The sequence below is a fragment of the Janthinobacterium sp. SUN211 genome, from assembly GCF_030587315.1.
In the GTDB taxonomy this organism is placed as follows: domain Bacteria; phylum Pseudomonadota; class Gammaproteobacteria; order Burkholderiales; family Burkholderiaceae_D; genus Janthinobacterium; species Janthinobacterium kumbetense.
This window is the reverse complement of record NZ_JAPWIC010000004.1, coordinates 13,131-38,909: the sequence shown is the minus strand read 5'-3', so window position 1 is coordinate 38,909 and position 25,779 is coordinate 13,131. Positions and strand designations below refer to the sequence as shown.

21 protein-coding genes are annotated in these 25,779 nt (G+C 64.3%); 12 read left to right on the top strand and 9 right to left on the bottom strand.

Annotated elements, in window-relative coordinates; genetic code table 11:
* Positions 1 to 268: 268 nt before the first annotated feature.
* The 3 genes from clpS to O3301_RS14975 all read left to right on the top strand — a co-directional run bounded on the left by clpS (position 269) and on the right by O3301_RS14975 (position 6,429).
* A complete protein-coding gene (gene clpS, locus O3301_RS14985) occupies positions 269 to 571 on the top strand; it encodes an ATP-dependent Clp protease adapter ClpS (RefSeq protein WP_305056753.1) in 303 nt (100 codons plus the stop codon).
* Positions 568 to 2,868 (top strand): ATP-dependent Clp protease ATP-binding subunit ClpA, encoded by a 2,301-nt coding sequence (gene clpA / locus O3301_RS14980; RefSeq protein WP_035825884.1) that lies wholly within the window; start codon positions 568 to 570, stop codon positions 2,866 to 2,868. The genes clpS and clpA overlap by 4 nt, the downstream gene beginning before the upstream one ends.
* A gap of 207 nt (positions 2,869 to 3,075) precedes the next feature.
* Positions 3,076 to 6,429, top strand: coding sequence for a S41 family peptidase (locus O3301_RS14975; protein ID WP_305056752.1), 3,354 nt, complete (start codon positions 3,076 to 3,078; stop codon positions 6,427 to 6,429).
* Between the two features lie 5 nt (positions 6,430 to 6,434).
* Here O3301_RS14975 and O3301_RS14970 read toward each other — a convergent pair whose 3' ends face one another.
* The 5 genes from O3301_RS14970 to prpR form a co-directional block, all read right to left on the bottom strand.
* Positions 6,435 to 7,154, bottom strand: coding sequence for a LytTR family DNA-binding domain-containing protein (locus tag O3301_RS14970; protein ID WP_305056751.1), 720 nt, complete (start codon positions 7,152 to 7,154; stop codon positions 6,435 to 6,437).
* On the bottom strand, positions 7,151 to 8,215 hold the full coding sequence (locus tag O3301_RS14965) for a sensor histidine kinase (protein WP_305056750.1): 1,065 nt from the start codon (positions 8,213 to 8,215) through the stop codon (positions 7,151 to 7,153). Before O3301_RS14965 ends, O3301_RS14970 begins: the two co-directional genes overlap by 4 nt.
* A 3-nt stretch (positions 8,216 to 8,218) precedes the next feature.
* Positions 8,219 to 9,091, bottom strand: coding sequence for an alpha/beta fold hydrolase (locus tag O3301_RS14960; protein WP_305056749.1), 873 nt, complete (start codon positions 9,089 to 9,091; stop codon positions 8,219 to 8,221).
* 90 nt (positions 9,092 to 9,181) lie between these two features.
* Positions 9,182 to 10,108, bottom strand: a complete 927-nt coding sequence (locus tag O3301_RS14955) for a phytanoyl-CoA dioxygenase family protein (RefSeq protein ID WP_305056748.1) — start codon at positions 10,106 to 10,108, stop codon at positions 9,182 to 9,184.
* Positions 10,109 to 10,133: 25 nt separating this feature from the next.
* Positions 10,134 to 11,759 carry a propionate catabolism operon regulatory protein PrpR gene (gene prpR / locus O3301_RS14950; RefSeq protein WP_305056747.1) on the bottom strand — a complete coding sequence of 542 codons (1,626 nt, stop codon included), beginning with the start codon at positions 11,757 to 11,759 and terminating at the stop codon, positions 10,134 to 10,136.
* A gap of 212 nt (positions 11,760 to 11,971) precedes the next feature.
* Between prpR and O3301_RS14945 the strand changes: the two genes are divergently transcribed.
* Positions 11,972 to 15,634, top strand: coding sequence for an EAL domain-containing protein (locus tag O3301_RS14945; protein ID WP_289918437.1), 3,663 nt, complete (start codon positions 11,972 to 11,974; stop codon positions 15,632 to 15,634).
* Positions 15,635 to 15,720: 86 nt separating this feature from the next.
* Here the strand turns inward: O3301_RS14945 and xth are convergent, their stop codons facing one another.
* Positions 15,721 to 16,485 carry an exodeoxyribonuclease III gene (xth, locus tag O3301_RS14940; protein ID WP_305056746.1) on the bottom strand — a complete coding sequence of 255 codons (765 nt, stop codon included), beginning with the start codon at positions 16,483 to 16,485 and terminating at the stop codon, positions 15,721 to 15,723.
* A 569-nt stretch (positions 16,486 to 17,054) separates the two neighbouring features.
* Here xth and O3301_RS14935 point away from each other — a divergent pair.
* The 4 genes from O3301_RS14935 to O3301_RS14920 are packed head-to-tail and all read left to right on the top strand — an operon-like array spanning position 17,055 to position 18,667.
* Complete coding sequence (locus O3301_RS14935; protein WP_034751548.1) at positions 17,055 to 17,426, top strand: hypothetical protein; 372 nt, start codon at positions 17,055 to 17,057, stop codon at positions 17,424 to 17,426.
* A gap of 10 nt (positions 17,427 to 17,436) precedes the next feature.
* On the top strand, positions 17,437 to 17,625 hold the full coding sequence (locus tag O3301_RS14930) for a DUF1653 domain-containing protein (RefSeq protein ID WP_034782199.1): 189 nt from the start codon (positions 17,437 to 17,439) through the stop codon (positions 17,623 to 17,625).
* A 33-nt stretch (positions 17,626 to 17,658) separates the two neighbouring features.
* The gene (locus O3301_RS14925; protein WP_289906116.1) at positions 17,659 to 18,129 is read left to right on the top strand and encodes a CreA family protein; all 471 of its coding nucleotides are present in this window, start codon (positions 17,659 to 17,661) and stop codon (positions 18,127 to 18,129) included.
* Between the two features lie 10 nt (positions 18,130 to 18,139).
* A complete protein-coding gene (locus tag O3301_RS14920; protein ID WP_289900073.1) occupies positions 18,140 to 18,667 on the top strand; it encodes a hypothetical protein in 528 nt (175 codons plus the stop codon).
* Positions 18,668 to 18,853: 186 nt separating this feature from the next.
* On the opposite strand, the gene O3301_RS14915 is transcribed toward O3301_RS14920, so the two are convergent.
* Complete coding sequence (locus tag O3301_RS14915) at positions 18,854 to 20,347, bottom strand: leucyl aminopeptidase (protein WP_289906114.1); 1,494 nt, start codon at positions 20,345 to 20,347, stop codon at positions 18,854 to 18,856.
* Between the two features lie 67 nt (positions 20,348 to 20,414).
* Here O3301_RS14915 and lptF point away from each other — a divergent pair, with 67 nt between their 5' ends.
* Genes lptF through O3301_RS14895 form a run of 4 tightly spaced genes read left to right on the top strand, consistent with a single transcriptional unit; the run spans position 20,415 to position 24,098 of the window.
* Complete coding sequence (lptF, locus tag O3301_RS14910) at positions 20,415 to 21,560, top strand: LPS export ABC transporter permease LptF (protein ID WP_077401100.1); 1,146 nt, start codon at positions 20,415 to 20,417, stop codon at positions 21,558 to 21,560.
* Positions 21,557 to 22,726, top strand: coding sequence for an LPS export ABC transporter permease LptG (gene lptG / locus O3301_RS14905; protein WP_289900075.1), 1,170 nt, complete (start codon positions 21,557 to 21,559; stop codon positions 22,724 to 22,726). Before lptF ends, lptG begins: the two co-directional genes overlap by 4 nt.
* Entirely contained in the window at positions 22,726 to 23,133 is a 408-nt protein-coding gene (locus tag O3301_RS14900) for a sirohydrochlorin chelatase (RefSeq protein ID WP_289918441.1), read from the top strand. The genes lptG and O3301_RS14900 overlap by 1 nt, the downstream gene beginning before the upstream one ends.
* Positions 23,130 to 24,098 carry a Stealth CR1 domain-containing protein gene (locus O3301_RS14895; protein ID WP_305056745.1) on the top strand — a complete coding sequence of 323 codons (969 nt, stop codon included), beginning with the start codon at positions 23,130 to 23,132 and terminating at the stop codon, positions 24,096 to 24,098. The genes O3301_RS14900 and O3301_RS14895 overlap by 4 nt, the downstream gene beginning before the upstream one ends.
* Here the strand turns inward: O3301_RS14895 and O3301_RS14890 are convergent.
* Both O3301_RS14890 and cobA read right to left on the bottom strand, forming a co-directional pair.
* Complete coding sequence (locus tag O3301_RS14890) at positions 24,095 to 24,745, bottom strand: hypothetical protein (protein ID WP_305056744.1); 651 nt, start codon at positions 24,743 to 24,745, stop codon at positions 24,095 to 24,097. The two genes, O3301_RS14895 and O3301_RS14890, sit on opposite strands and share 4 nt — an antisense overlap.
* Positions 24,746 to 24,993: 248 nt before the next feature.
* Positions 24,994 to 25,758, bottom strand: coding sequence for a uroporphyrinogen-III C-methyltransferase (gene cobA / locus O3301_RS14885; RefSeq protein ID WP_305056743.1), 765 nt, complete (start codon positions 25,756 to 25,758; stop codon positions 24,994 to 24,996).
* Positions 25,759 to 25,779: the final 21 nt, after the last annotated feature.

The following is a 25,779-nucleotide window of genomic DNA, read 5'->3' as shown; positions in this document are numbered from 1 at the left end:
TTCTTGCCCCCTCCTCGACGTCTCACTTCTTATCAAGCTGTACATTACTGCAACAGTCGATACAGCATTGTTGGCGGAATAAATAATGAAGTCAAGCGCTTTTCCATCGATATTGCCAAATTCTTCACGGCAACCAAAAAAGCAACTCTTGATTTTGACGGCAAGGTCGCCATCTGCGCACTATTAAGAAAACGCGTAAGATTGAAAACAATTGGAAAGGCGTAGATATTGCGCATGACAACCACTGTGAAAGCATTAGAATAAGCGTATGGCAACCAAGCACGACACAGAAGCCCTGCTGGAGCGGCAAGTGCTGAAGCCGCCACCGCTCTACCAGGTAGCCTTGCTCAATGACGACTACACCCCCATGGAATTTGTGGTGGCCATCATTCAGGAGTATTTCAACAAGGACCGTGAAACGGCGACGCAAATCATGCTCAGTGTTCATCGCTACGGCAAAGGAGTGTGCGGCGTGTTCTCTAAAGATATAGCGTGTACCAAAGTGGAGTTCGTTTTAACGCATGCGCGCAAGGCGGGGCACCCCCTGCAGTGCGTGATGGAGGAAGTATGATTGCGCAGGAATTAGAAGTAAGTTTGCACATGGCGTTTGTCGAAGCTCGGCAGGCACGGCACGAATTCATCACGGTTGAGCATTTACTGCTGGCACTGCTGGACAATCCCTCCGCTGCCGAGGTGTTGCGTGCCTGCGCGGTCAATATTGAAGACCTGCGCAAGACCCTCACCAATTTCATCGGCGATAACACGCCGACCGTGCCTGGCACGGGCGAAGTCGACACCCAGCCGACGCTTGGTTTCCAGCGCGTGATCCAGCGTGCCATCATGCACGTCCAGTCCGCCTCGAATGGCAAGAAGGAAGTCACGGGCGCCAATGTGCTGGTGGCCATCTTCGGCGAAAAGGATTCGCATGCTGTCTACTACCTGCACCAGCAGGGCGTGACGCGCCTGGACGTGGTCAATTTCATCTCGCACGGCGTGCGCAAGGACCAGTCGACGGAAAGCGCGAAAGCCTCCGAAGGCGTGGAAGAGGCACCCGTCGATGGCCAGCCGAAGGAAAGCCCGCTCGACCAGTTCACGCAAAACCTGAACAAGGCCGCTGCCGAAGGCAAGATCGACCCGCTGATCGGCCGCGAGGAAGAAGTCGACCGCGTGATCCAGATCCTGTGCCGCCGCCGCAAGAACAATCCGCTGCTGGTCGGCGAGGCGGGCGTGGGCAAGACGGCCATCGCCGAAGGCCTCGCCTACCGCATCACGCAAAGCGACGTGCCGGAAATCCTGCAGAATGCCGTCGTGTATTCGCTGGACATGGGCGCCTTGCTGGCCGGTACCAAATACCGCGGCGACTTCGAACAGCGCCTGAAAGCCGTGCTGAAACAACTGAAGGACAATCCGAACGGCATCCTGTTCATCGACGAGATCCACACCATCATCGGTGCGGGCTCGGCGTCGGGCGGCACCCTGGATGCGTCGAACCTGCTGAAACCGGCACTGGCCAACGGTCAATTGAAGTGCATCGGCGCGACCACGTACACGGAATTCCGCGGCGTGTTTGAGAAAGATCATGCCTTGAGCCGCCGCTTCCAGAAAGTGGACGTCAACGAGCCAACCGTCGAGCAAACCGTGCAAATCTTGCGCGGCCTCAAATCGCGCTTCGAAGAGCACCATGGCGTGAAATACTCGGCCTCGGCCCTGTCGACGGCGGCCGAACTGGCGGCGCGCTTCATCAACGACCGCCATTTGCCCGACAAGGCGATCGACGTCATCGATGAAGCGGGCGCGGCGCAGCGCATCCTGCCGAAGTCGAAGCAAAAGAAAACCATCGGCAAGGCCGAGATCGAGGACATCATCGCCAAGATCGCCCGCATTCCGCCGCAAACGGTCAACCAGGACGACCGCAGCAAGCTGCAGACGATCGACCGCGACTTGCGCAATGTTGTGTTCGGGCAAGATCCGGCCATCGATGCGCTGGCGTCGGCCATCAAGATGGCACGTGCCGGCCTGGGCAAGACGGACAAGCCGATCGGCTCCTTCCTGTTCTCCGGTCCGACCGGCGTGGGCAAGACCGAAGTGGCGAAACAGCTGGCCTTCATCCTCGGTATCGAGCTGATCCGTTTTGACATGTCGGAATACATGGAACGCCACGCCGTCAGCCGTCTGATCGGCGCGCCACCGGGCTACGTCGGTTTCGACCAGGGCGGCTTGCTGACGGAAGCGATCACCAAGAAGCCGCATGCGGTCTTGCTGCTCGATGAAATTGAAAAAGCCCATCCGGACATTTTCAATATCCTGCTGCAAGTGATGGATCACGGTACCTTGACGGACAACAATGGCCGCAAAGCCGATTTCCGCAACGTGATCATCATCATGACGACGAATGCGGGAGCGGAAAGCTTGCAAAAGACGTCGATCGGCTTCACCAACTCGAAGCAGGCTGGCGACGAGATGGCCGACATCAAGCGCATGTTTACGCCGGAGTTCCGCAACCGCATCGACGCGACCATCAGCTTCCGTTCGCTGGACCAGGAAATCATCCTGCGCGTGGTCGACAAGTTCCTGATGCAGCTGGAAGAACAGTTGCACGAGAAAAAGGTCGAAGCCGTATTTACCGAGAAGCTGCGCGCTTTCCTCGGCAAGAAAGGCTTCGATCCGCTGATGGGCGCGCGGCCGATGGCGCGCCTGATCCAGGACATGATCCGCAAGGCCCTGGCCGACGAACTGCTGTTCGGCCGCCTGGTGACGGGCGGACGGGTCACGGTCGACCTCGACGACAAGGACCAGGTCTTGCTGGAATTCCCGGAACCGCCAGACGCGGCGCCGACGGCTGCGCCGGAAACGGTGGAAGTGGAATAAGCTTCCTGCCGTCAATAAAAACCCGCCCACGCAAGTGGCGCGGGTTTTTTTACGCCCATAAGCGATTCATGGAAACTATTATGCAAATTGCCTTGTTTAAAAAAAGGTATTGCTTTTGCATTAGCTATGCAAGAATCGGGATCCCGGTGTCGGCCTTGCCCCGCATCGTTTCCATGACCGCTGACTGCTCGTTGAAAGACTGCCTACATGAAAATTTCCCGTACTCTCGCCTTCCTCCTGTTGTCCGCCGGCTTGCTGGGGAGCGCTGCCGCCGCTGCCGCGCCTGCCGGCAGCTACTTCCGCTTTCCCGCCGTGCGCGGCGATACCGTCGTCTTCACGGCCGAAGGTGACTTGTGGAAAAGCAATCTGCGCGGTGGCGCGGCGCAGCGCCTGACCACGCATCCGGGCTATGAAACGAATGCGGCGATTTCGCGCGATGGCCAGTGGATCGCCTTTTCCGCCGCCTATGAAGGGGCGCAGGAAGCGTATGTGATGCCGCTGGCCGGCGGCTTGCCGCGCCGTATTTCGTACGACAATGGCGGCGTGCTGGTGCTGGGCTGGACGGCGCAGGGCGAAGTGCTGGTCAGCACGCAAAATACGGATGGTCCCGCGTCGCGTCGCATCGTCGCCGCCATCGATCCCGTGAAACAGACGCGCCGCGTGTTTCCCGTGGCCGACGCCAACGATGCCGTGCTCGACGACGCCGGCAAGACGCTGTTCTTCACGCGTTTCGGCCTGGCCATGACCAACGACAATGTGCGCAACTACCGGGGCGGCGCGCATGCCGTCCTGTGGCGCTATGACATCGATGGCAAGGGCGAGGCCGTGCGCATGCACGCGGAACCCGCTGTGTTGGCTGGCAACAACAAGCGCCCCATGTGGTGGCAGGGCCGTGTCTACTATATCAGCGACGCGGGCGGCAGCGATAATCTGTGGAGCATGCTGCCCGACGGCTCCGACCGCCGCGCCTTGACCAGCCACACGCAGTGGGACGTGCGCAATGCGTCCCTGGGCGACGGCAAGATCGTCTACCAGCTGGGCGCCGATTTGCACGTGCTCGACCTGAACGTCGCGGCAACGGGCGCCTCGCAGCCGCTGGCCATCAGCCTCGTGTCCGATTTCGACCAGCAGCGCGCGCGCCAGATCCGTTCGCCGCTCGATACCTTGAGCAATGTCCAAGTGTCGGGCAAGGATGAGCGCATCATTCTTACTGCAAGGGGCCGTGTCAGCATCGCCGGCACGGGCAGCTTGCGCCGCGTCGACATCGCCATTCCGGAAGGGGCGCGGGCGCGCGACGCCGTCTTTTCCAGCGACGAGAAATCCGTCTTCGCCATCGTCGACACGAGCGGCGAGAATGAAATCTGGAAGTACGCCGCCGACGGCTCGGGCAAGGGCGAGCAGCTGACGACGCAGGGCGATAATCACCGCTGGAAATTGTATCCGTCGCCGGACGGGCGCTGGCTGGCCCACACGGATAAAAAGGGCCGTTTCTGGCTGCTGGACCTGGCGACCAGGGGCAACGCGCTGATCGACGACGCGGGCAAGGCGGGCGTGGACAAGCACGACGAAGTGCAATGGTCGCCCGACAGCCGCAACCTGGCCATCGTGCGCGTGGCCAGCAACGAGCAGCGCGAGCAGATCGGCTTGTACAACCTCGCGTCGAAGCAGCTGCAATTCGTCACCAGTGACCGCTACACGTCCGCTTCGCCCGTCTTTTCGCCGGACGGCAAGTGGTTGTATTTCTTGTCGGCGCGCAATTTTCAGCTGGCCAACGGTTCGCCATGGGGCGACCGCAACATGGGCCCCGTGTTCGACAAGCGCACCGGCGTGTATGCGCTGGCGCTGCAGCCGGGTAACCGTTTCCCGTTCCAGCCCGACGATGAGCTGAGCCGTCCAGGAGTGAAACCGCCCGAGACGGACGATGAAAAGGCGGCCGAATCGGCGGCGGAAAAAGCGCTGGAAAAGGCGGGCGGAAAGACGACCGTGAAAAAGGCGCCGGCGGCATTGCCGGCCATCGTCAGCCAGGGCCTGGCCGAACGCCTGTATGAAGTGCCGCTGGCGGCGGGCAATTACAGCGCGCTGGCCGCCGATGACAAGCGCCTGTATTTCCTCGAGCGGGACAGCGGCGAAAACAAGTCCAGCCTGAAGACCTTGGCAATTGGCAACACCGGCTCCAAGCCGGAATTGCTGGTGGCCAATGTGCGCGAATTCGACCTGGCGCAGGACAAGAAGCATTTGTACTACCGCACGGCGGCAGCCACGGGACCGGGCGAGATGCTGGTGATCGAGGCGGGCGCCAAGCTGCCGGCCGACCTGTCGAAGGCCAAGGTCAAGGTCGACGACTGGACTTTCGTGTCGAATCCGCGCCTGGAATGGAAGCAGATGTTCAACGACGCCTGGCGTTTGCACCGCGATTTTCTCTACGACGCGAAGATGCGCGGCGTGGACTGGAGGGCGGCGCGCGACAAATATGCGCCGCTGGTCGAGCGGGTCACGGACCGCGCCGAACTCAATGACGTGCTCGGCATGATGGTGGCCGAGGTGGGCGCCCTGCATTCGCAGATCCGCCCCGGCGAATTGCGCCGCACGGAACAGGAAGGCACGCCGGCGGGCCTGGGCGCCGTGCTGGCGCGCACCAGCGACGGCTACCGGGTCGAGCATGTCTACCGCAGCGAAGCGGAACTGCCCTCGGCGCGAGCGCCCCTGTCGCGGCCCGACGTGGAGGTGCAGGCGGGCGACGTGATCACGGCCGTCAACGGCAAGGACGTCTTGGGCGCGCGCGACATCAGCGACCTGCTGCTGAACCAGGCTGACAAGCAGGTGTTGTTGCAGGTCAAACGGGGCAAGGGGGCGCCGCGCGCCGTCATCGTCACGCCCGTCAACATGGCGAAACAGACGGCGCTGCGCTATGGCGACTGGGAATTGAGCCGCGCCGAGCAGGTGGCGGCCGCCTCGCAGGGGCGCATCGGCTACCTGCATTTGCGCGCCATGGGGCCCAACGACATCGCCTCGTTCGCGCGCGATTTTTATGCGAACGTCAACCGCGAAGGTTTGATCATCGACGTGCGGCGCAATAACGGCGGCAATATCGACAGCTGGATCATCGAAAAACTGCTGCGCAAGGCCTGGGCCTACTGGGCGCCGCCGGGCGTGCAGCCGTCGTCGAACATGCAGAATACCTTCCGCGGCCACCTGGTCGTGCTGGTCGACGAACTCACGTATTCGGATGGCGAGACCTTCGCCGCCGGCATCAAGGCCCTGGGGCTGGCGCCGCTGGTGGGCAAGCGCACGGCCGGCGCGGGCGTCTGGCTCAGCGACAATACGCGCCTGGCCGACAATGGCATGGCGCGCGTGGCGGAAAACGGCCAGTTCGGCATCGACGGCCAGTGGCTGATCGAAGGCGTGGGCGTGGTGCCGGACGTGGAGGTGGAAAATCCGCCGCACGCCACCTTCAATGGCGCCGATCGCCAGCTGGAAGTGGCGCTCGACATGCTGGCGAAAAAGCTCAGGGAGCAGCCGCGCCCCGCTTTCCAGGCGCAGCCGATCCCCGCGCTGAAGTAGTCCCGCTACAGGCCGCAGGCGGCCTTGAACTGCTGCGCGCGGCGGCGCGACACCTCGACCACGCTGCCATCCAGCAGGCGCAGGTCGAGGCCATCGGCCGCATTCGGCGCCACTTGTGCCACCTGCGCCAGGTTGACGATCTGGCGCCGGTTGGCGCGCAGGAACAGGGCCGGATCGAGCTTTTCTTCCAGCTGGTTCAGGGTGCGCAGCATCAGCGGACGCTGCGCGCCGAAATGCACGCGTGTGTAGTTGCCTTCCGATTCCAGCAGGCGGATATCGTCAAACGCCACGAACCAGCAGCGTTCCCCATCCTTGATGAAGACTTTGCGCGGCGCGGGAGGCGGCACGGCTTGCGCCCGCGCGCCGGCGCGTTCCAGCGCCGTCGCCAGGCGTGCCGCCTGCACGGGTTTTTGCAGGTAGTCGAGGGCGCTGACCTCGAACGCCTGCAGCGCGTACTGGTCGAAGGCCGTGCAAAAGATGACGTCGGGCGCATCGTCGAGCGCGGCCAGCAGGTCGAAGCCGGAGCCCCCCGGCATCTGCACGTCGAGCAGCAGCAGGTCGGGCCGCAGCTTGCCGATCTGCGCGACGGCGTCGGCCGCGCTGGCCGCCTCGCCCACGATCTCCACGGCGCCGCGCTGCACATGCGGCGCCAGCAGCCGTCGCAGCTCGGCGCGCGCCAGGCGCTCGTCATCGACCAGCAGTACCTTGAGCGGCTGGCCGTTCATGCCGGCTCCGGCAGGTGGATGGTGGCATGCACCCAGCCGGCCTGTTCGCGCAATTCCAGGCTGGCGCGCTCGCCGCAAGCCAGTTGCAGCCGTTGGCGCGCATTGCGCAGGCCGACGCAGGTGGAGTTGCCGGGTTCGCGCAAGGCACCCGTGTTGGCCACGTCGATCTGCAGCATGGCCGTGCCGTCGGCGGGGCTGGCGCGGCGCACCGCGATGCGGATGTCGGCGCCCTCGGCGCTTGCTTCGACGCCGTATTTGACGGCGTTTTCCACCAGCGTTTGCAGAGCCATGGGCGGCACGCGCACGTGTTCCACGTCGGGCGCGCCGATCTCGATCGCGAAGCTGACGCGCAAGCGTTCCTCGAAGCGTATCTGTTCGATGGCCAGGTAGGCGCGCACGGCGTCCAGTTCGGCCGCCAGCGGCACCGTGGCGTGCTGGCCCGATTGCAGCGCGTGGCGCATCAGGCCTGCCAGCTGGTCGATCATGTGCGCGGCCGCTTCGCGGTCTTCGAAGATCAGGGCGCGCACGCTATTGAGGCTGTTGAAGAAAAAATGCGGATTGACTTGCGCCTGCAGGGCGCGCAGTTCGGCCTCCCGTCCGTGCAGCTGCAGGCGCAGGGTTTCCGCTTCCAGGCGAGCGGCGCGGCGCAGCGACAGCGCGGTGAAGTAGAACACCGTCCAGGTCAGGAAGACCCCGAACCAGAACAGCAGCGCGCCGGGCAGCCAGGCGATGCCGCGCAGGATGTCGGGCGGATACATGACGTGGAAGGCGGCCGTCACACTGGCCGTCTGGATGGCGGCCAGCAGGATCAGCGACGGCACGATGCGTTTCCAGCGCAAGCCGTTTGCCGCCCAGCCGCGCCGGCGCAGCACGCCATGCCACAGGTGCGACAGCAGCAAGCCGCCCAGCGATCCCCAGCAGGCGATGGTCGCGACGATGCGCAGTTGCGAGGAGCCGCCATACACGCTGTTGAACAGGGCCAGCGCGCCCCAGCCGGCCAGCTGGAAGGTCCAGTACCAGTCGATCCGAGCCAGCAGCGGGGGGCGGTGGGGGTGCGTCATGGCTCAACGCAGGAATTGCTCGATCTGGCCGAACATCCAGTCCGGCTGGTCGTACATGATGAAGTGGCGCGCCGTGTCGGCCAGCGCGATCTGCACGCCGGGCAGCTGGCGGTACTGCTGCTGGAACGTGGCCTCGATGGCGGCGCGCGGCGCGTAGTCCTTGTAGGCGATCCAGGTGCCCAGCACCAGCGTGGGCGACTGCACTTTCGCCACGTCCTGGCGCAAATCGCTGGCCATCAGGGTGCCCATGGCCTTGATCACCGTTTCGCGGTCCGAGCGCTGGCCCCAGCCGATGATGCGTTCCACGTCGGCCGGCGCGCTGGCCATGGCCGCGACGGTGCGGCGCTGACTGGCGCTGGCGGCAGCCGCATCCTGGGCCCGCATGGCCGCCTGCATCTGCTGCGACATGGCTTGCAGCTGCTCCGGCGTGATGGAGGGCAGCTGCGTCGCGCCCAGCGCCGGCAGCGAATCGACGATCACCAGCTTGCCCGTTTGCGCCGGATGGTCGATGGCCATTTTCAGAGCCAGGAAGCCGCCCAGGCTATGCCCGATGATGGTTGGCTGGCCCAGTTTGCGGGTGCCGATGTAGTCGGCCAGCTGCTGTTCCGCCTGCGCCAGCAGGTCGCCTTCGATGGGCGCCACGCCGGCAAAGCCGGCCAATGTCAGCACGTGGCATTGGCGCGCGGCCTGCGGGCCGCACAGGCGCGCCACGGTGGCTTGCCACACTTCGCCCGAGGATGCGAGGCCGGGAATCAGGATCAGGGGACGGCCTTGTCCGGTGACCTCGACCGTGAAGGCCTTGAGCGCGGCGGCCTGGCTGGCGCCCGCTAGCAGCGCCGTACTGAGCAAGATCAATGTTTGCAGTGTTCGTTTCATGGGGTACTCCTCCTTGACGACCATGCTAGCGGCGCCGGGAACGCGCGGCCAGCGCCGCGGGATGAGCGGCGCCAGGGCAGGATGAGCGGCTCAGATCCATCCATCGTGGTCCTGGCAGTGGTCCGGATGGTAGGTCAGGTATTGCACCATGCGCGGCACCGGGCCGCGGTTGGGCGTGGCGCAATGGGGCAGGGCCTGGTGCCAGATGATGAAATCGCCGGCCATGCCTTCGACGGGTACGGGCCGCAAGTCGTCGACGGCCCATTCGCGCGGCTGGCGCCCTGGCGGCACTTGCCCCAGCCAGCCAGCCATGCGGTGCTGGAAGCCGGGCACGCAGTGGAAGGCGCCGTGCTGCGCCGGACAGTCGCTCAGGTACAGCATGCCTTGCAGCTTGAACGGAATCGGCTGCTGCAGGCTGACGTCCCAGTGCAGGGCGCTGCCGAGGAAACGGTGCTGCGGCGTTTCCGGAGCATTGAAGCTCACCTTGTCGATGCTGGCGTAGATGCCGGCGCCAGTGCCGTACAGCTGCTGGTAGGCGTGGCGGATGTGCGCGACGTGGCGGTTTTCCTCGAGGGCCGGGTGGTCGGAAAACTGCAGCATCAGGCCCCGCTTGCCCGGGTGCGGCTGGTACCACGATGCCGCATCGTCCGGGCTGGCGCCCAGGTAGTCCCAGATGGCCGCCCGGGCAGCGGTGCACTGCACGCGCGGCACGGCGCCGCGCAGCACCAGGTAGCCGTGCTCCTCGAAATGGCGCAGCTCGGCGGCGGACAGCACGTCCTCGTGCGGGCTGCCGGCATGGGCCGGGCGTGGGCGCGTGCGCGCGGCGATCCAGGCCGTGTAGGCTTGCAGGGTCGGCCGTTGCTGATACAGGAAGTGCAGCGCGTCTTCCATCGAAATGCCGCGTGCGTACAGCGCCTTGATGTCGCTGTGGTCGCGCGCCAGTCCCGGGTTGCCGCTCGCGGCGCCTTGTCCCGTGCAGCGCTGCCATAAATCGTGCAAGTGAGCCCAGTCGTCCATGGTGTTTTTTGTCTGGTTGGAAAAATCAGCCGGCGCGCAGGCGGCGCCACAAGGTGGTACGGCTGATGCCGAGGTACTGGGCGGCGGCGTCACGGCGCCCGCCGAAGCGCGCCAGCACGGCGCTGGCGCTTTCGTCTTCCAGGCGCGGCGCGACGACGGCGGCCGGCGCCGGCGGCAGCGCCGCCGTGCCGGCAGCGTTGGCCAGTTCCGGCGCCACGCCCAGCACGAAGGCGGGCGTCAGCGCCTGCAGCGGTTCGGCGGCCAGGAACAGCGCCAGGCGTTCGGCCAGGTTGCGCAGTTCGCGCACGTTGCCGGGCCAGTCGTAGCGGCGCAGCAGCGGCGCGCAAGCCTGGATTTCCGCGTGCAGGTTGGGGTGCGGACGGGCACCCAGCGCCGCCAGCGCGTTTTTCAGCGACCATTCGGTCAGGCCGGGAATGTCGCTGGCGCGTTCGCGCAAGGCGGGCAGATGCAGGCGCAGCACGGCCAGGCGGTAGAACAGGTCGGCGCGGAAGCGTCCTTCGCGGATGCGCTGGTCCAGGTCGCAATGGGTGGCGCTGATGATGCGCACATTGATGGCGATGGGCCGCGTGCCGCCCACGCGCACCACTTCGCGCTCTTCCAGCACGCGCAGCAATCGCGTTTGCAGGGCCAGCGGCATTTCGCCGATTTCGTCGAGGAACAGGGTGCCGTGGTTGGCCGCCTCGAACAGGCCAGCATGGCCGCCCCGGCGCGCACCCGTGAAGGCGCCATCCTCGTGGCCGAACAGTTCCGATTCCAGCAGGGATTCGGCGATGGCGCCGCAATTGATGGCGATGAAGGGCCGGTTCGCGCCCAGGCTGCGCGGGCTTTCGCGGTGGATCGCCTGCGCCACCAGTTCCTTGCCGCTGCCCGTCTCGCCCTGGATCAGCACCGTCGCCGGCGAGCGGGCATACAGCACCACCGACTGGCGCAGCGCTTCCATCGCTTCCGATTCGCCGCGCAAATCGTGCAGGCCGTGGCGCGCGCGCAGGGTGTCGGCCACCACCGCGCGCCGTCCGCGGTTCGATTCGATCTGGGTCAGGCGCGCCAGTTCCAGCGCGTCGTCGAAGGCGCGCCGGATGGCCGTGGCCGAATACACGAAGACGGCGGCCAGTCCCGCTTCCTCGGCCAGGTCGGTGACGAGCCCCGCGCCGACGACGGCCTTGACGCCGGCCGCCTTCAGTTCATTGATCTGCGCGCGCGCGTCTTCCTCGGTGGCGTAGGTGCGCTGCGCGATCTGGAAGCCGAAGGTGGCGGCAAATTCGGCCAGTTCCGGCATCGGATCCTGGTAGGTGACGACGCCGATGTGCGGCGAGATGCGCCGCGCGCGCGCCAGCGCCTGCATCACGTCGTAGCCGCTGGCCTTGGCGATGATGACGGGTACCGACAGCCGGCCTTTCAGGTAGGCGCCGTTCGAACCGGCCGCGATGACGGCGTCGCAGCGCTCCGTGGCCATGCGTTCGCGGATGTGGCGCACGGCGTCGTCGAAACCCAGGTTGATCGGTTCGATCGTCGCCAGGTCGTCGTATTCGAGCGTGATGTCGCGGAACAGGTCGAACAGGCGCGAGACGGAGACGGTCCAGATGACGGGTTTGTCGCGGTGGTCGAGCGGAGGTTGGGGAGGGCGGCGCATGCTTTATTCTAAACGATTTGTTTCATTTTCCAGCCATGCAACGGCCTTGCAACGGGCGTGTTGCAGGTGGTCTGTGGTGTTTCAGATATTGCCAATAAGGAATATGAAAAAACCGTGGGAAACTGGTTTATGATCTAGCAGCACCATGATGCTTGTAGGAATCCTTTTCCCAGGCGCATGTTTATCTTGTCCTTAACCGTCCCATGGTGTCCATGAACCGCGTACCGACCAGTCCCGATTTCATCGCCGATGCCTTGCAACTGATCGCCTTGCCGGCGTGCGCCTGCGATGCCTGCGGCATGGTGGTGGCGGCGAATGGCGCCTTGCAGGCCCTGCTGGGCCGGGATATCGCGGGCCGGCTGCTGGCCGACTGCTTTACGGACGCCTACCGCGCGTCGAGCACCAGCATGCTGCGCGGCGCGCTCGGTGCGGCGGGGCGCGAGCGGCACTGGGACAGCAGTCTGGAAGGGGCGGCGGGCGCCATCGCCGTGCAGGTCTGGTCCCGGCCCCTGCTGGTGGACGATGGCTTGCCCGGCGCGACCCTCGTGTTTGCCGACATCCGCGTGCAGCAGCGCGACCAGCAAGCCTTGCGCAAGACCTTGCTCGAGCAGCAGGCCATCCTGGAAAGCGCGGCCGTCGGCATCGTCTTTTCCAAGGGCGGCTTCATCGAGGAGTGCAATATCCGCGCCGCCGAGATGCTCGGCTATGCGCGCCACCAGTTGACGGGCATGCCGGGCGCGGTGCTGTACCGCTCCGCCGAGCATTGCCGCGCCCTGGGGCTGGAAGCGGCGCCGCTGCTGTCGAAGGGCAAGCCGTACCGCACCGAACTGGAATTGCGGCGTCAGGACGGCAGCTTGTTCTGGAGCCGCCTGCACGGGCGCGCCGTCGACCCCCTCAATACGCATGACGGCACGGTCTGGATCATCGAGGATATCAGCGACCACCGGCGCGATGAAGACCAGCTGCGCCGCGCCATGCTGGAAATGCAGGCCGTGATGGATAACGCGCCGCTGGCCATCGGTTTTCAGCGCGACAAGGGCGTGCTGCGCTACAACCGGCGTTTCGCCGAATGCTTCGGCTTCGATGGAGACAGCGGCGTGGGCATGGCCGTCGCCGACCTGTATCCGTCGCGCGCGGCGTACGAAAATGTCGTCAGGCAGGCGTCGCCCCTGCTGCGGCGCGGCCAGCCGTTCCAGGGCGAGATGGAGATGCGCCGCCGCGACGGTTCCACTTTCTGGGCGCTGGCGTATGGCTATGTCCTGAATCCGGAGAGCCAGACGGACCGCGGCTTGCGCGACACGATTTGGCTGTTCGACGACCGCAGCGCGCAGAAGGCGGCCGAGGAGGCGACGCGCCAGCTGATGCTGGAGCAGCAGGCTATCCTCGACAATGCCTCCGTCGGCATCCTGTTTTCCCGTTCGCGCCTGGTCCTGCGCTGCAATCCCCGCTTCGCCGAAATGTTCGGCTACGCGCAGGAGGAGATGACGGGCTTGCCCGCCGCCGAGCTGTTTCCTTCCCCCGCCGCCTACGAGGCGTTTGGCGTGCAAGCCACGCCGCTGCTGGGGCAGGGCTTGCCGTACGAGCAGGATGAATCGCTGTTCCGCCGCCGCGACGGCAGCCTGTTCTGGTGCCGCATCCGCGCCAAGGCCGTCGACCAGGCGCACAGCGAGCAGGGCGCCATCTGGATACTGGAAGACGTCACGGCCAGCCGCCAGACGCAGATGGAAGTGGCGGCCATCATGACGAATGCCTCGGTGAGCATCCTGTATACCAAGAACCGCCAGATCACGCGCTATAACCTGGGCTTTGCCGCGATGTTCGGCTACAGCGGCGACGAGGCGCTGGGCTTGCCCGGGCGCGCGCTGTACGTGTCGCAGCAATCCTATGAATTGCTGGGCGCGGCGGCCTTTCCCTTCCTGTCCGTGGCCAAGCCCTTCCAGACGGAAGTGGAAATGATGCGCCGCGACGGCAGCACTTTGTGGGCGCAGCTGATCGCCTATGTCGTCAATCCCGACGATCCCGCCGCCGGCACCATCTGGATCATCGAGGACCGCACGGAAGCCAAGCGCGCCGAAGAATCTCTGCGCAACGCGCTGCTGGAAAACCAGGCCATCCTCGACAGCGCCGTGCTGGGCATCTCGGTGGTGGAGGGCGGCCACAATTTGCGCGCCAACAGCAAGATGGAAGAGCTGTTCGGCTATGGGCCCGGCGAGATCAACGGCCTGTCGGTGCAGGCCCTGTATCCCGACGTGGCCGCGTGGAAGGCGGCGCGCGGCGAGACGGCGCGCGATTTCGATGCGGGCAGGGTGCACATGTCCGAATACCAGCTGGTGCGCAAGGATGGCAGCCGCTTCTGGGCGCGCCTGTCCGGCCGGCCGTTCGACCTGGCGCATGCGCATGGCCGTTCCGTGTGGCTGGTTGACGACGTGACGGCGCGCCGCGAGGCGGCCGAGGCGGTGCGCCGCGCGCGCGACGAGCTGGAATTGCGCGTGCAGGAGCGCACGGCCGAACTGGCCGGCGCCAACCTGCTGCTGCAGGGCGAAATCGTCGAGCGGCGCCAGGCCGAGGCGCGGGTGCATCACATGGCGTACCACGACAACCTGACGGGCTTGCCGAACCGCGCGCTGCTGTCGGACCGGCTGGAGCGGGCCATGCTGGCCGCGCAGCGTTCCGGGCGCAAGCTGGCCGTGATGTTCATCGACCTGGACCGCTTCAAGACCATCAACGATTCGCTGGGCCACATGACGGGCGACCTGCTGCTCAAGGAAGTGGCCGCCCGGCTGTGCGGCGCCGTGCGCGCCAGCGACACGGTGGCACGCCTGGGCGGCGATGAATTCGTCGTGCTGGTGCCGGGCATCCGCGGCAGCGACGAAGCGGCGCACGTGGCCGAGAAGGTCATCGAGGCGCTGACGCCCGCCTTTCCGCTCGACGGCCACGTGCTGCACGTGACGCCGTCGATCGGCATCTGCCTGTATCCGGACGATGGCGGCGATGTCGACGCGCTGATGCGCCATGCGGATGCGGCCATGTACCACGCGAAGGGCAATGGCCGCAACAACTACCAGTTCTTCACGCAGACGATGAACCAGGCGGCGGCCCTGCACTTCGACCTGGAAAGCAGCTTGCGCACGGCGCTGGCGCTGCAGCAGTTCGAGCTGTTTTACCAGCCGGTCATCGATATCGCCACGCGCCGGCTGCACGGCATGGAAGTGCTGCTGCGCTGGCGCCGTCCCGGCCACGGCCTGGTGCTGCCGGACCGCTTCATCCCCATCATGGAGGAAAACGGCTTGATCGTGCCGGTGGGCGAGTGGGTGATGCGCCAGGCGTGCGAGCAAAGCATGGCCTGGCAGCGCCAGGGCTTGCAGCCCGTGCCCTTGGCAGTGAATCTGTCGCCGCGCCAGTTCATGCACAAGGGCCTGGTGGCGGCCATCGGGACCGTGGTGCGGGAAACGGGCATCGATCCGGCGCTGCTGGAATTCGAGATCACCGAGACGGCGCTGATGCAGCACGGCGAGCATACGCTGGAGATTTTGCGGCAGATCAATGGCATGGGCTTGCGCCTGTCGATCGACGATTTCGGCACCGGCTATTCCAGCCTGGCCTACCTGAAGCGCTTCCCCGTGAAGAAGGTCAAGATCGACCGCGCCTTCATCAAGGACCTCGAACACAGCGGAGAGGACCGCGCCATCGTGGCGGCCATCATCGCGCTGGCCGACAGCCTGCAATTGTCGGCCGTGGCCGAGGGCGTGGAGACGGAAGAGCAGTTCGCCCTGCTGCAGGCGAACGGCTGCCGCTATGCGCAGGGCTATCTGTTTTCCGCGCCCGTGCCTGCCGTGAACGCGCAGGCCTTGCTGGAGCGGATAGCCGCTAGTTAATCAATCGTTGCCACGACGGGCGCGTGGTCGGACGGCTGTTCCCATTTGCGGGGCGAGTGCTCCACTGTCGATGATGCGCGCCTTGTCTACTCGATGGTGGCCACGACCGGCGCGTGGTCGGACGGCTGCTCCCACTTGCGGGGCACGCGGTCGATGACGCACGCCGTGCAGCGGGCGCTCAGGGCGGGCGAGAGCAGGATGTGGTCGATGCGCAGGCCCTTGTTCAGGCGGAAGCCCAGCTGGCGGTAATCCCACCAGCTGAACGATTTGTCCGCCTGCTCGAACAGGCGGAAGGCGTCCGTCAGGCCGATGTCGAACAGGCGCTGCAGGGCGGCGCGTTCCTTGTCCGACACCAGTACCTGGCCGGCCCAGGCGACTGGGTCGTGCACGTCGCGGTCGTCGGGCGCGATATTGTAGTCGCCGACGACGGCCAGCTGCGGGTGCTGCTGTGCTTCTTCCGCCAGCCAGTCGTGCAGGGCGGCCAGCCAGCCCAGCTTGTATTCGTACTTGTCCGAATCGATGCTCTGGCCGTTCGGCACGTAGGCGCAGACGACGCGCACGCCTTTGACGGTGGCGGCCAGGATGCGCTGCTGCGCATCTTCATAGCGCGGGTTGTTCTTCACCACGTCGGTGATCGGCAGCTTCGACAGGATGGCCACGCCGTTGTAGGTTTTCTGGCCGCTGAAGACCACCTGGTAGCCGGCCGCCTCGATTTCGGCGACGGGGAACTTGTCGTCCGTGAGCTTGGTTTCCTGCAGGCAGAGTATGTCGACCGGGTTGTCCGTCAGCCATTGCAGCACTTGCGGCAGGCGCACTTTGAGCGAATTGACGTTCCAGGTGGCGAGTTTCATGGGAAAAATCCTTGCTTGAATAGGTATCGATAGGCGCGAATCTTACCGCATGCGTGTCGCCGGCGTCCTGCGCTGCCTGGCCGGTGCGGGCTTTATTTACTGGCCGGGAAAAAGAGTGCAGATAAAATATTTATACTTAACCAATCGTGACGCATGAATATTATGTTTTTGTGTATCATTGATCAACCCCTATGTTTGATTTGGCATAAGTGGCTGGCGCGGCAGGATGCGTCTGGCCGTTTAACGCGACAAAGGTGTAAAGTTTCTCGCTAAAACGCGATAAAAACTACTAAAATGGCACCGTGTAACAACTGTGTCATACGGCTTTGTTACAGCCAAGTTAAGAACCGAACAGGAAGCAGTTGTAATTAGTTGTAATTGCTATTCCGATTACATGACCACTGTGCCGGGGACGGAGTGTCAATTCCGTCCTTGGCGCCGCCAGACTTGTTATATAAATTGCAGTACTATATCTATGAGACTGTTTTGCGACATCAATAGATGGTACTATTTTGAAATGTTGCAGTTTTAATAGTGAGACTTGCGCGTAGCATTTGCAAAGGAAGAAAATGCGAACTGCATTTGAAGCGTGGGCGCAGCGTGACGGCCACATTGTGCGGCGAAGAGAAGACAAACCGGATGAGTACCTGATTTTCGAGACCCAGCGCCGCTGGGTTATCTGGCAGGCTGCTCTGACGCATGGCAAGACGGCTGCCAAGCCGCGCGTGAGCGCGGCCGAAAAGGCGGCGAAAGCCCAGCGCGCGCTGGAAATGTCTTCCGATGAAGCGACCGTGCGCAACAAGGTGCTCAATGAGGTGCTCGACGCCTTCAGCGGCGCCGATGGCGCGGCCGGCATGGAAGGCATACTGAAAGTGATCCAGGGCCTGAAGCAGAAGCAGAAGGCACTGGCCGACGACAAGAGCGAAGATTCCACGGCTTGAGGGGACGGCGATGCGTTATCGGCACTACAAGGGCGGCATTTATGAACTGGTGTGCGAAGCCACGCTGGAAGCGGATCTGACGCCGATGATCGTGTATCGCGCCGCCGACGGTTCCATCTGGACCCGGCCGAAAGACGTGTTCTTTCAACTGATCGAAGTCGAAGGCGTTATGGTCCAGCGTTTCGCTCCCATCAACTGATGGCCGCCTGCGTGCGTGCCCGGGATACTCTTCATGCGTAAATTGCTGCCTGCCGCTCTGGTGCTGGGCCTTGCCTGCGCCGCGGCGCATGCCGAAACCATCGGTTCGGTCGACACGGTGTTCAAACTGATCGGCCCTGACCACAAGATCGTCGTCGAAGCGTATGACGATCCGCGCGTCGCCGGCGTCAGCTGCTATCTGTCGCGCGCCAAGACGGGCGGCATCAAGGGCGCCGTCGGCCTGGCCGAAGACAAGGCCGATGCGGCCGTGGCGTGCCGCCAGGTGGGGCCGCTGCAATTCAAGGGCAAGCTGCCGCGCCAGGAAGAAGTGTTTACCGAGCGTGCCTCGATCTTCTTCAAGCACGTGCGCGTCGTGCGCATGGTCGACAGCAAGCGCAATGCGCTGGTCTACCTCGTGTATTCCGACCGCCTGATCGAAGGCAGTCCGAAAAACAGCGTCACCGCCGTCGCCGTGCCTGGCGACCAGCCGATTCCCGTCCGTTAAGCGAGCTCCCATGCGCGTGCCGCTGTCTGCTCCCTTTGCCGCCAGGACGCTGCTGCTGTTGGGCCTGGGCGGCTGCGCCACGCTGACGGGCAACACCGAGCAAATGGTGCTGGTGCAAACCATCCAGGACAACCGCGAGTTGACGGGCGCCGGCTGCATCCTCAGCAACGACGTGGGCAAATGGTTCGTTACCACGCCCGGGCGCATCACCATCCGCAAGAGCCAGGAACCGCTGAAGGTCGATTGCCGCAAGCACGGTTCGCCCGCCATCGCGACGGACGACCATATCGATCCCAAGCTCAATGGCAGCGTCTGGGGCAATGTCATCCTGACCCTGGGCGTCGGCTATTTCGTCGACCGCAACACGGGCGCCGGCTTCGACTACCCGTCCATTTTGACCATCGTCATGCAGGACCCCGCGCGCCTGGCGCCGCCGCCCGCGCCGATTTCAGTGCCGCCGCCAGCGGCCGCCGTGCCGGAAACGGTGGTGCAGCCCAAAGTGGCGCCATCGCCTCTGCCCAATCCCGTCGTCTACTGATTCAAACGTACATAAAAAAACCGCCATGGTCAGTGACCATGGCGGCTGTCTTCTTGCGTAACGACGCCTGACAAAACCGTAGCGAGCGGGAGCTAGTGGTGGCCGAGAAGCGCAGCTGTACTTTATGTACAGCGAGCATCGCCGGCCGCCAATAGCCCCGCGCAGTAGGTTTGGTCTGGCGCCCTCTTACACGCGGTTGATCAGGAACGTCGTCAAGAGTGGCACGGGACGACCGGTCGCGCCCTTCGAGCCGCCCGACTTCCACGCCGTGCCGGCGATGTCCAGATGCGCCCAGGTGTACTTCTTGGTGAAATTTTCCAGGAAGGCCGCTGCCGTCACCGAGCCGCCGCCTGGCGTGCCGATGTTGGCCAGGTCGGCGAAGTTCGACTTCAGCTGCTCGTTGTACGCCTCTTCGATCGGCATGCGCCATGCCGTGTCGCTCGACTGCTTGCCTGCTGCCAGCAATTCATTGGCCAGCTGGTCATGCGCCGCATCGCTGCGCGTAAACAGGCCGCTGTTGTGGTGGCCCAGGGCCACGACGCAAGCGCCCGTCAGGGTGGCGATATCGACCACGGCCGCCGGCTTGAAGCGTTCGGCGTAGGTCAGCGCGTCGCACAGCACCAGACGGCCTTCGGCGTCCGTGTTCAGCACTTCGATGGTCAGGCCGTTCATGGAGGTGACGATGTCGCCCGGCTTGGTGGCGCGGCCCGACGGCATGTTTTCGCACGCGGCGATGACGCCGATGACGTTCAGCTTCAGGTTCATTTCGCCGATGGCGCGGAAGGTGCCCAGGACCGAGGCGGCGCCGCACATGTCGTACTTCATTTCATCCATGCCAGGACCGGCCTTGATCGAAATGCCGCCCGTGTCGAAGGTGATGCCCTTGCCGACCAGGACCACTGGCGCATCCTTGGCCTTGCCGCCCATGTGTTTCAGGACGATGAACTTCGGCGGCTGCTCGCTGCCGTTGGTGACGGACAGGAAGCTGCCCATTTTCAGCGCTTCGAGCTGTTTGCGGTCCAGCACTTCGACTTCGAACTTGTAATCCTTGGCCAGCTGCTTGGCCGTGTTGGCCAGGTAGGTCGGATTGGCGATGTTCGCCGGCAGGTCGCCCAGGTTGCGCGTCAGGTCGGAACCGTTGGCGATGGCGATGGCTTGCGCCAGCGCGCCGCGCGTGGCTGCCGTTGCAGGCGCCGCCAGGACGATCTTGCGCACGCCTGCCGGTGCCGGATCTTTTTTGCTTTTTTGCGAGTCGCAGCGGTATTCGCTGTCATGTGCGGCTTGCACCACGCAACGGATTGCCCAATTTACGTCGCGCTCTTTCACTTCAGTCAGCGGTAATGCGATAATGGCGTCCGCAGCGCCCAGCGAGCCGAAGGCCTTCAGTGCGGCTTGTACGCCGGTCGTGAAGCTTTTTTCGCTGACAGCGTCATCGCTGCCCATGCCTACCAGCAGAACACGTTCGGCGGCGACGCCATCGACTGCGCGCAGCAGCAAAGTGCTGCCAGGCTTGCCGCTGATGTCGCCGGACTTCAGCGCAGCCGAAATCGCACCCTTGCTGTCCAGCGATTTTGCCGCTGGCGACAGTTTTTTGTTTTCGAATACCGCAACCGCGATGCATCCGCTTTTGGCCGTGCCGAGGGTGCTCTTGGTATCGAATGCTTTTATGCTAAAGTCCATTTGGTTCTCCGTTTTCATTTACTAGTAACGTGTTACTCAACTAACTGACCCGAATTATAAACTCCGAATGATCTTTCAACGCGCCCTTCGACGTGAATTGGCTAGTGCCGCCGGGGCCACCTTCACAGTTTTGTTCAGCATCCTGCTCACCTGGATGCTGATCGGTATTCTCGGCAAGGCGGCGGGCGGCAAGATCGCGTCGTCCGACGTCATGTCGCTGATGGTTTTTTCCGCCCTGATGCAGCTGCCCACCATCCTCATCCTCACCGGTTTCATCTCGGTACTGATGGTCGTCACCCGCAGCTACAAGGAGTCGGAGATGGTGGTGTGGTTCGCCTCCGGCCTGAGCCTGTCGCGCTGGATCTGGCCCGTGCTCAGCTTCGGCCTGCCGCTGGTGCTGGCCACCGGCATCCTGAGCCTGTACGCCACGCCGTGGGCGCAAAAGAAGAGCGATGAATACGTGGCGCGCTTCGAGAAGCGCGAAGACCTGCAGAAAGTCACGCCTGGCCAGTTCCGCGAATCGGCCGGCAGCAACCGCATCTTCTTCGTCGAGGGCGTCAGCGGCGAAAAGACCGTGGTGCAGAACGTCTTTGTCAATACCGTCGATGAAAAAGGCAGCGCCGTCGTCGTCGTCGCCAAGGAAGGCGTGATCAATACCGACGCCAAGGGCGAACGCTTCCTGGTGCTCAAGAGCGGCCGCCGCTACCAGGGCGTGCCGACGCAGGCGGACTTCCAGACCATGGAATTCGAGCAGTACATCATGCGCATCGAGAGCAAGCAGCAGGAACTGGGCGCGGAACTGGGCGTGCGCGCCATGAGCACCATGGCGCTCATCGCCGAGCCGAATCCCTATACCATGGCCGAACTGCTGTGGCGGGTGAGTGCGCCCCTGATCGGCCTGATGCTGATCCTGCTGGCCATTCCGCTGGGCTTTGTCAATCCGCGTGCCGGCAGTTCGACCAATTTGATCATCGCCCTGCTGATTTTCTTTACGTACAGCAACCTGATCAAGGTCATCGAAGCGAGCGTGAAGCAGGGCCGGCTGACCTTCGGCCTGGCCTGGTGGCCGCTGCACCTGCTGGCGGCGCTGGCCGTGGTGGGGCTGTTCGCGTGGCGCCTGAATGTGAACCACCGCTATCATCCGCTGGTCCTGCTGGCGGCTTTCAAGCGCGCGCGCCGCGCCGGCAACACAAGTAAAGCGGCATCGAAATGAAGATTTTACAGCGCTATTTTGCGGTCTCGATATTCCAGGCGGTGCTGTTCGTGCTGCTGGCCTTCCTGGCACTGCAAGCCTTCATCGACCTGACGGGCGAGCTGCCCAAGGTGGGGCGCAACGGTTACACCATCCAGTATGCCTTCCTGTACGTGCTGGTGCTGGTGCCGGGACACGTGTACGAGGTGATGCCGATCGCGGCGCTGATCGGCACCATCTACACGATGGCGCAGTTTGCCGCCAGCTCCGAATTTACCATCATGCGCGCATCGAGCATGTCGACGGCGATGGCGGCCGGTTTCCTGTTCCGCATCGGTATCGTCTTCGTCGTCATCACCTTCATCTTCGGCGAATTGATCACGCCGCGCACGGAACCGCTGGCCGAACGCCTCAAGCTGACCTCGCGCGGTGCGGCCGTGTCGAGCGAATTCCGCTCCGGCCTGTGGACCAAGGACATGGTCAAGAGCGAGGGCTTGACGGGCACCGTCACCGGTTCGCGCTTTTTCAATGTCGGCGAAGCGCGTCCGGACGGCCAGCTGAAAAACGTCAAGCTGTATGAATTTGACACCGATATGCGTTTGCGCACCTTGACCGTGGCCAAGGGTGCTACGTATCAGGGCAATAATATCTGGCGCCTGACCGAGGTGACGGAAACGTCGTTCTCGAACAGCGCGGCCGCCTCGCCCGGCTTCGAGCCGAAGCTGGCGAACTACTATGGGCAGGAAACGAGCCTGGTGCGCACGGTGCAAAGCGCCAGCAAGGACATGACGTCGGAAGTGACGCCGAAGATCCTGACGGTGTCGGCGTCCGATCCCGAGCGCATGTCGGCCAGCGAACTGGCCGTGTACACGCGCCACCTGGCCGAGAACAAGCAGGAAACCGAGCGTTTCCGCATCGCCTTCTGGAAAAAGCTGATCGATCCGCTGGCCATTTTCGTGCTGATGGCGCTGGCGCTGCCGTTCGCCTACATGCACACGCGCAGCGGCGGCATCAGCCTGAAGATCTTCATCGGCATCATGATCGGCGTGAGCTTCATGCTGGTCAACACCCTGTTCTCGCATCTCGGGCTGCTCAGCACCTGGCCGGCCTTCCTGACGGCTGTGGCGCCGAGCGCCCTGTACCTGCTGCTGGCGCTGGGCGCCCTGTGGTGGGTGGAGCGGCACTGATGGAGACGAACGTGCAGCAGGCGCTGATCCTGTTTGCCCATGGCGCGCGCGCCGCATCGTGGGCCGCGCCCTTCGAGCGCCTGCGCGACCTGACCCAGGCGCGCATGCCGGGCACCGGCGTGCACCTGGCCTTCCTGGAACTGATGACGCCGCGCCTGCCCGAACTGGTGGCGACCCTGCTGGCCCAGCTGCCCGCCGGCGCCATCCTGGACGCCACCGTGGTGCCCGTGTTCCTGGGGCAGGGCGGGCATGTGCTGCGCGACTTGCCGCTGTTGCTGGAAGAATTGCGCCAGCAGCATCCGGCGCTGCGCCTGAAGGTGGTCGAGGCGGTGGGCGAGAACGCCAGCGTGCTTGCCGCCATCGCCGATTACTGCGTGGCGGCGCCAGGCTCCAGCCCTCTGCCTTGAGCGGCATCGACATCGTCTACCTGTGGGTGGACGGCGCCGATCCCGCCTGGCGCGCGCGCCGGCAGCAGGCATATGCCGCCTGGGCGCAGGCGCATCCCGGCCAGCTGGCCCTGCACGGCAACGTGGCGGGGCGCTACCGCGACAATGGCGAACTGCGCTACAACCTGCGCGCGCTCGAGCGCTTCTTCCCCGGCCACGGCCATGTCTACCTGCTGACGGACCGGCAAGTGCCCCGCTGGCTGCGTGCCTCATCGCGCCTGACGGTGATCGACCATGCCAGCCTGATGCCCGATGCATCCCTGCCGGTGTTCGATTCCGGCCATATCGAATCGTATCTGCACCATATTCCGGGTCTGTCCGAACGTTTCCTGTATCTGAACGACGACGTGTTTTTCGGCGCGCCGTTCGAGCCCGCATTCTGGTTTGGCGGGGAAGGCGACGGGCGGTTGAGTGTTTTCACGGAGAGCGCGCTGCAGGATGAGCTGCAGGGCTTGCGCGCCGACGTGGCGGCGCCCGTCAATTGCGCCACCTTGTCGCGGCAATGGCTGTCGGCGCAGTACGCAGATTACCGGCATGAACCGCGCCTGTATGCGCATGCGCCGCGGCCCATGCTGAAAAGCGCGCTGCATGTACTGGAAGGGCTGGCGCCGGCCATGTTTGCCGGCGTGCGCGCGACGGTGTTCCGCTCGTGGCGGGTGCCGGCCTTGCTGCCCGACCTGGTGCCGCGCTGGATGGTGCATCAGGGGCTGGCGCGCTCGCGCATGCTCGACCCGCTGCATATCGCCAGCGGCGATGCGCAGGCGCCGCAGCAGCTCGAGGAGCTGGCGGCGCGTTTCGGCAGCTTGCCGTTTTTCTGTATCAACGATACCTGCGACGAGGCCGAGGACGACGACCCGCGCCTGTTGCGCGTGGCCGCTACCTTGCAGCGGCTGCTGCCGCTGCCATCCTCGTTTGAACTGGGCTAGGCCAGCTTTGCCTTCGGCGCCAGGCTGATGCGGGCGGCGGCCGAGCTGTCGGACAGCGATGCGAGGAACAGCAGCAGATAGGCGCCCAGTTCGAAGACTTCCTCGCCCAGCAGCGCATAGGCGTCCGGCATGCCATGGAAGACCTTCTTGTCGAAGGGCCAGCCGGCGACCATCAGCAAGCCGCCGATGGCCGTCAGGATGGTGATGCGCATGCTGAAAATCTGCGGCGCATGGGCAAATACCTTGCGCGCGCGCGGTGCGAAAAAGATCAGCACGCGTATCAATATCAGCAATTCCACCACGCGCAGGGCTTTTTCCAGCTGCGCCCAGGCGGGCGCCGTGCCGAACTGGTCGATATCGAGTTCGCGCAACAGGAAGCCGAACAGCAGGGCGGACAAGCCGGCATGCATGAGGAAACGCAAGGATTGGCGGTCAGTCTCTTGCCAGGCGCGCGTGCCGTGCACGCTGCAGGCCAGGGCCAGGAACAGCGCCTGCAGCCATTCCAGTAAGTGGTTTTCATCGTCGATATTCGGGAATACCGTCCACAGGGCGATGGAGGCGAGCATGCTGAGCAGCACAGCGCCGGCGACGCCGGCATTGCTGCGGCTGAGCGAAGTCAGGGCTTCGCGCACGGAAGAGAAATTCATTGTTGATTGTGACGGCTCAAGTTGCGCGGCGCGGTATTGCAGCCTGCGGGCGCAGCTTTTTTCGGGGAGATTGCCGGGCGGCTCCCGTCAGCCGGGAGGCCGCGCAGCAAGCGCTATGGCGGGGCGAAGCGTGATTTTCTTGCTATCACGCAACAACTTCTCGAGAAAAGATGCGTGAGCATCGTATCATGTTTCCTCGGAAGACGTCAGTTACTGACTCTAAAGTCGGTAAAATACGGTGTGTTTATTCAAGCATGGCGCGCCAGAATAGCGACCGTTTCCTCCGTGACCTGGTGCGCGCGCGCGGCCATGGCGTCGCCCAGCATCACCAGCACGGGGCCGTGGGTGTCGCCCAGGCCATGCGCCAGGGTGCTCAGCGGCAGGCGCACGATGCGCTGGTCCGGGCGGCTGCAGTTTTCAATCACCACCACCGGGGTGTCGGCACGGCGGCCCTGGGCCAGCAGGCGCTGGGCCGTGGCGATGGCTTCGCGGCCACCCATGTATTGCACCAGGGTATCGCAGTCGGGAATGCGCGTCTGGTCCGGCTCGCCCGGCGCCGTGCTGGACGTGAAAAATGCCACGCTGCGCGACACGCCCCGCTTGGTCAGCGGCTGCTGCGTGGCGGCCGCGGCCGCCAGGGCCGTGGTGATGCCGGGCACCACTTCGACGGCGATCCCCGCCTCTTCCAGCGCGCGCAATTCCTCGTCGGCGCGGCCGAACAGCATTGGGTCACCCCCTTTCAGGCGCACGACGACGGCGTGCTTGCGCGCGTTGTCGACCAGTTGCTTGTTGATGAACGCCTGCGCCGTCGACAACTGGCCGCAGCGCTTGCCGACCAGGATTTTTTGCGCCTGCGGGCACAGCTCCAGCATCTCTTCGGTGACCAGCGCGTCGTGCAGCACGACGTCCGCTTGCGCCAGCAGGCGCGCGCCGCGCAAGGTCATCAGGTCTTGCGCGCCGGGGCCGGCACCGACCAGGTAGACCTTGCCGGGGAGAGATGGGGAGCTGTTCATATGGCTGCCTTTCCTGGACGA

Bases quoted from the DNA above. Each gene is read 5' to 3' on its own strand.
- O3301_RS14920 (WP_289900073.1), top strand. From the start codon at position 18,140: ATGCGCGTGCCGCTGTCTGCTCCCTTTGCCGCCAGGACGCTGCTGCTG.
- cobA (WP_305056743.1), bottom strand. From the start codon at position 25,758: ATGAACAGCTCCCCATCTCTCCCCGGCAAGGTCTACCTGGTCGGTGCC.
- O3301_RS14945 (WP_289918437.1), top strand. From the start codon at position 11,972: ATGAACCGCGTACCGACCAGTCCCGATTTCATCGCCGATGCCTTGCAA.
- clpA (WP_035825884.1), top strand. From the start codon at position 568: ATGATTGCGCAGGAATTAGAAGTAAGTTTGCACATGGCGTTTGTCGAA.
- xth (WP_305056746.1), bottom strand. From the start codon at position 16,485: ATGAAACTCGCCACCTGGAACGTCAATTCGCTCAAAGTGCGCCTGCCG.
- O3301_RS14955 (WP_305056748.1), bottom strand. From the start codon at position 10,108: ATGGACGACTGGGCTCACTTGCACGATTTATGGCAGCGCTGCACGGGA.
- O3301_RS14890 (WP_305056744.1), bottom strand. From the start codon at position 24,745: ATGAATTTCTCTTCCGTGCGCGAAGCCCTGACTTCGCTCAGCCGCAGC.
- O3301_RS14915 (WP_289906114.1), bottom strand. From the start codon at position 20,347: ATGGACTTTAGCATAAAAGCATTCGATACCAAGAGCACCCTCGGCACG.
- prpR (WP_305056747.1), bottom strand. From the start codon at position 11,759: ATGCGCCGCCCTCCCCAACCTCCGCTCGACCACCGCGACAAACCCGTC.
- lptG (WP_289900075.1), top strand. From the start codon at position 21,557: ATGAAGATTTTACAGCGCTATTTTGCGGTCTCGATATTCCAGGCGGTG.
- clpS (WP_305056753.1), top strand. From the start codon at position 269: ATGGCAACCAAGCACGACACAGAAGCCCTGCTGGAGCGGCAAGTGCTG.
- O3301_RS14900 (WP_289918441.1), top strand. From the start codon at position 22,726: ATGGAGACGAACGTGCAGCAGGCGCTGATCCTGTTTGCCCATGGCGCG.
- O3301_RS14960 (WP_305056749.1), bottom strand. From the start codon at position 9,091: ATGAAACGAACACTGCAAACATTGATCTTGCTCAGTACGGCGCTGCTA.
- O3301_RS14930 (WP_034782199.1), top strand. From the start codon at position 17,437: ATGCGTTATCGGCACTACAAGGGCGGCATTTATGAACTGGTGTGCGAA.
- O3301_RS14925 (WP_289906116.1), top strand. From the start codon at position 17,659: ATGCGTAAATTGCTGCCTGCCGCTCTGGTGCTGGGCCTTGCCTGCGCC.
- O3301_RS14970 (WP_305056751.1), bottom strand. From the start codon at position 7,154: ATGAACGGCCAGCCGCTCAAGGTACTGCTGGTCGATGACGAGCGCCTG.
- O3301_RS14935 (WP_034751548.1), top strand. From the start codon at position 17,055: ATGCGAACTGCATTTGAAGCGTGGGCGCAGCGTGACGGCCACATTGTG.
- O3301_RS14975 (WP_305056752.1), top strand. From the start codon at position 3,076: ATGAAAATTTCCCGTACTCTCGCCTTCCTCCTGTTGTCCGCCGGCTTG.
- lptF (WP_077401100.1), top strand. From the start codon at position 20,415: ATGATCTTTCAACGCGCCCTTCGACGTGAATTGGCTAGTGCCGCCGGG.
- O3301_RS14965 (WP_305056750.1), bottom strand. From the start codon at position 8,215: ATGACGCACCCCCACCGCCCCCCGCTGCTGGCTCGGATCGACTGGTAC.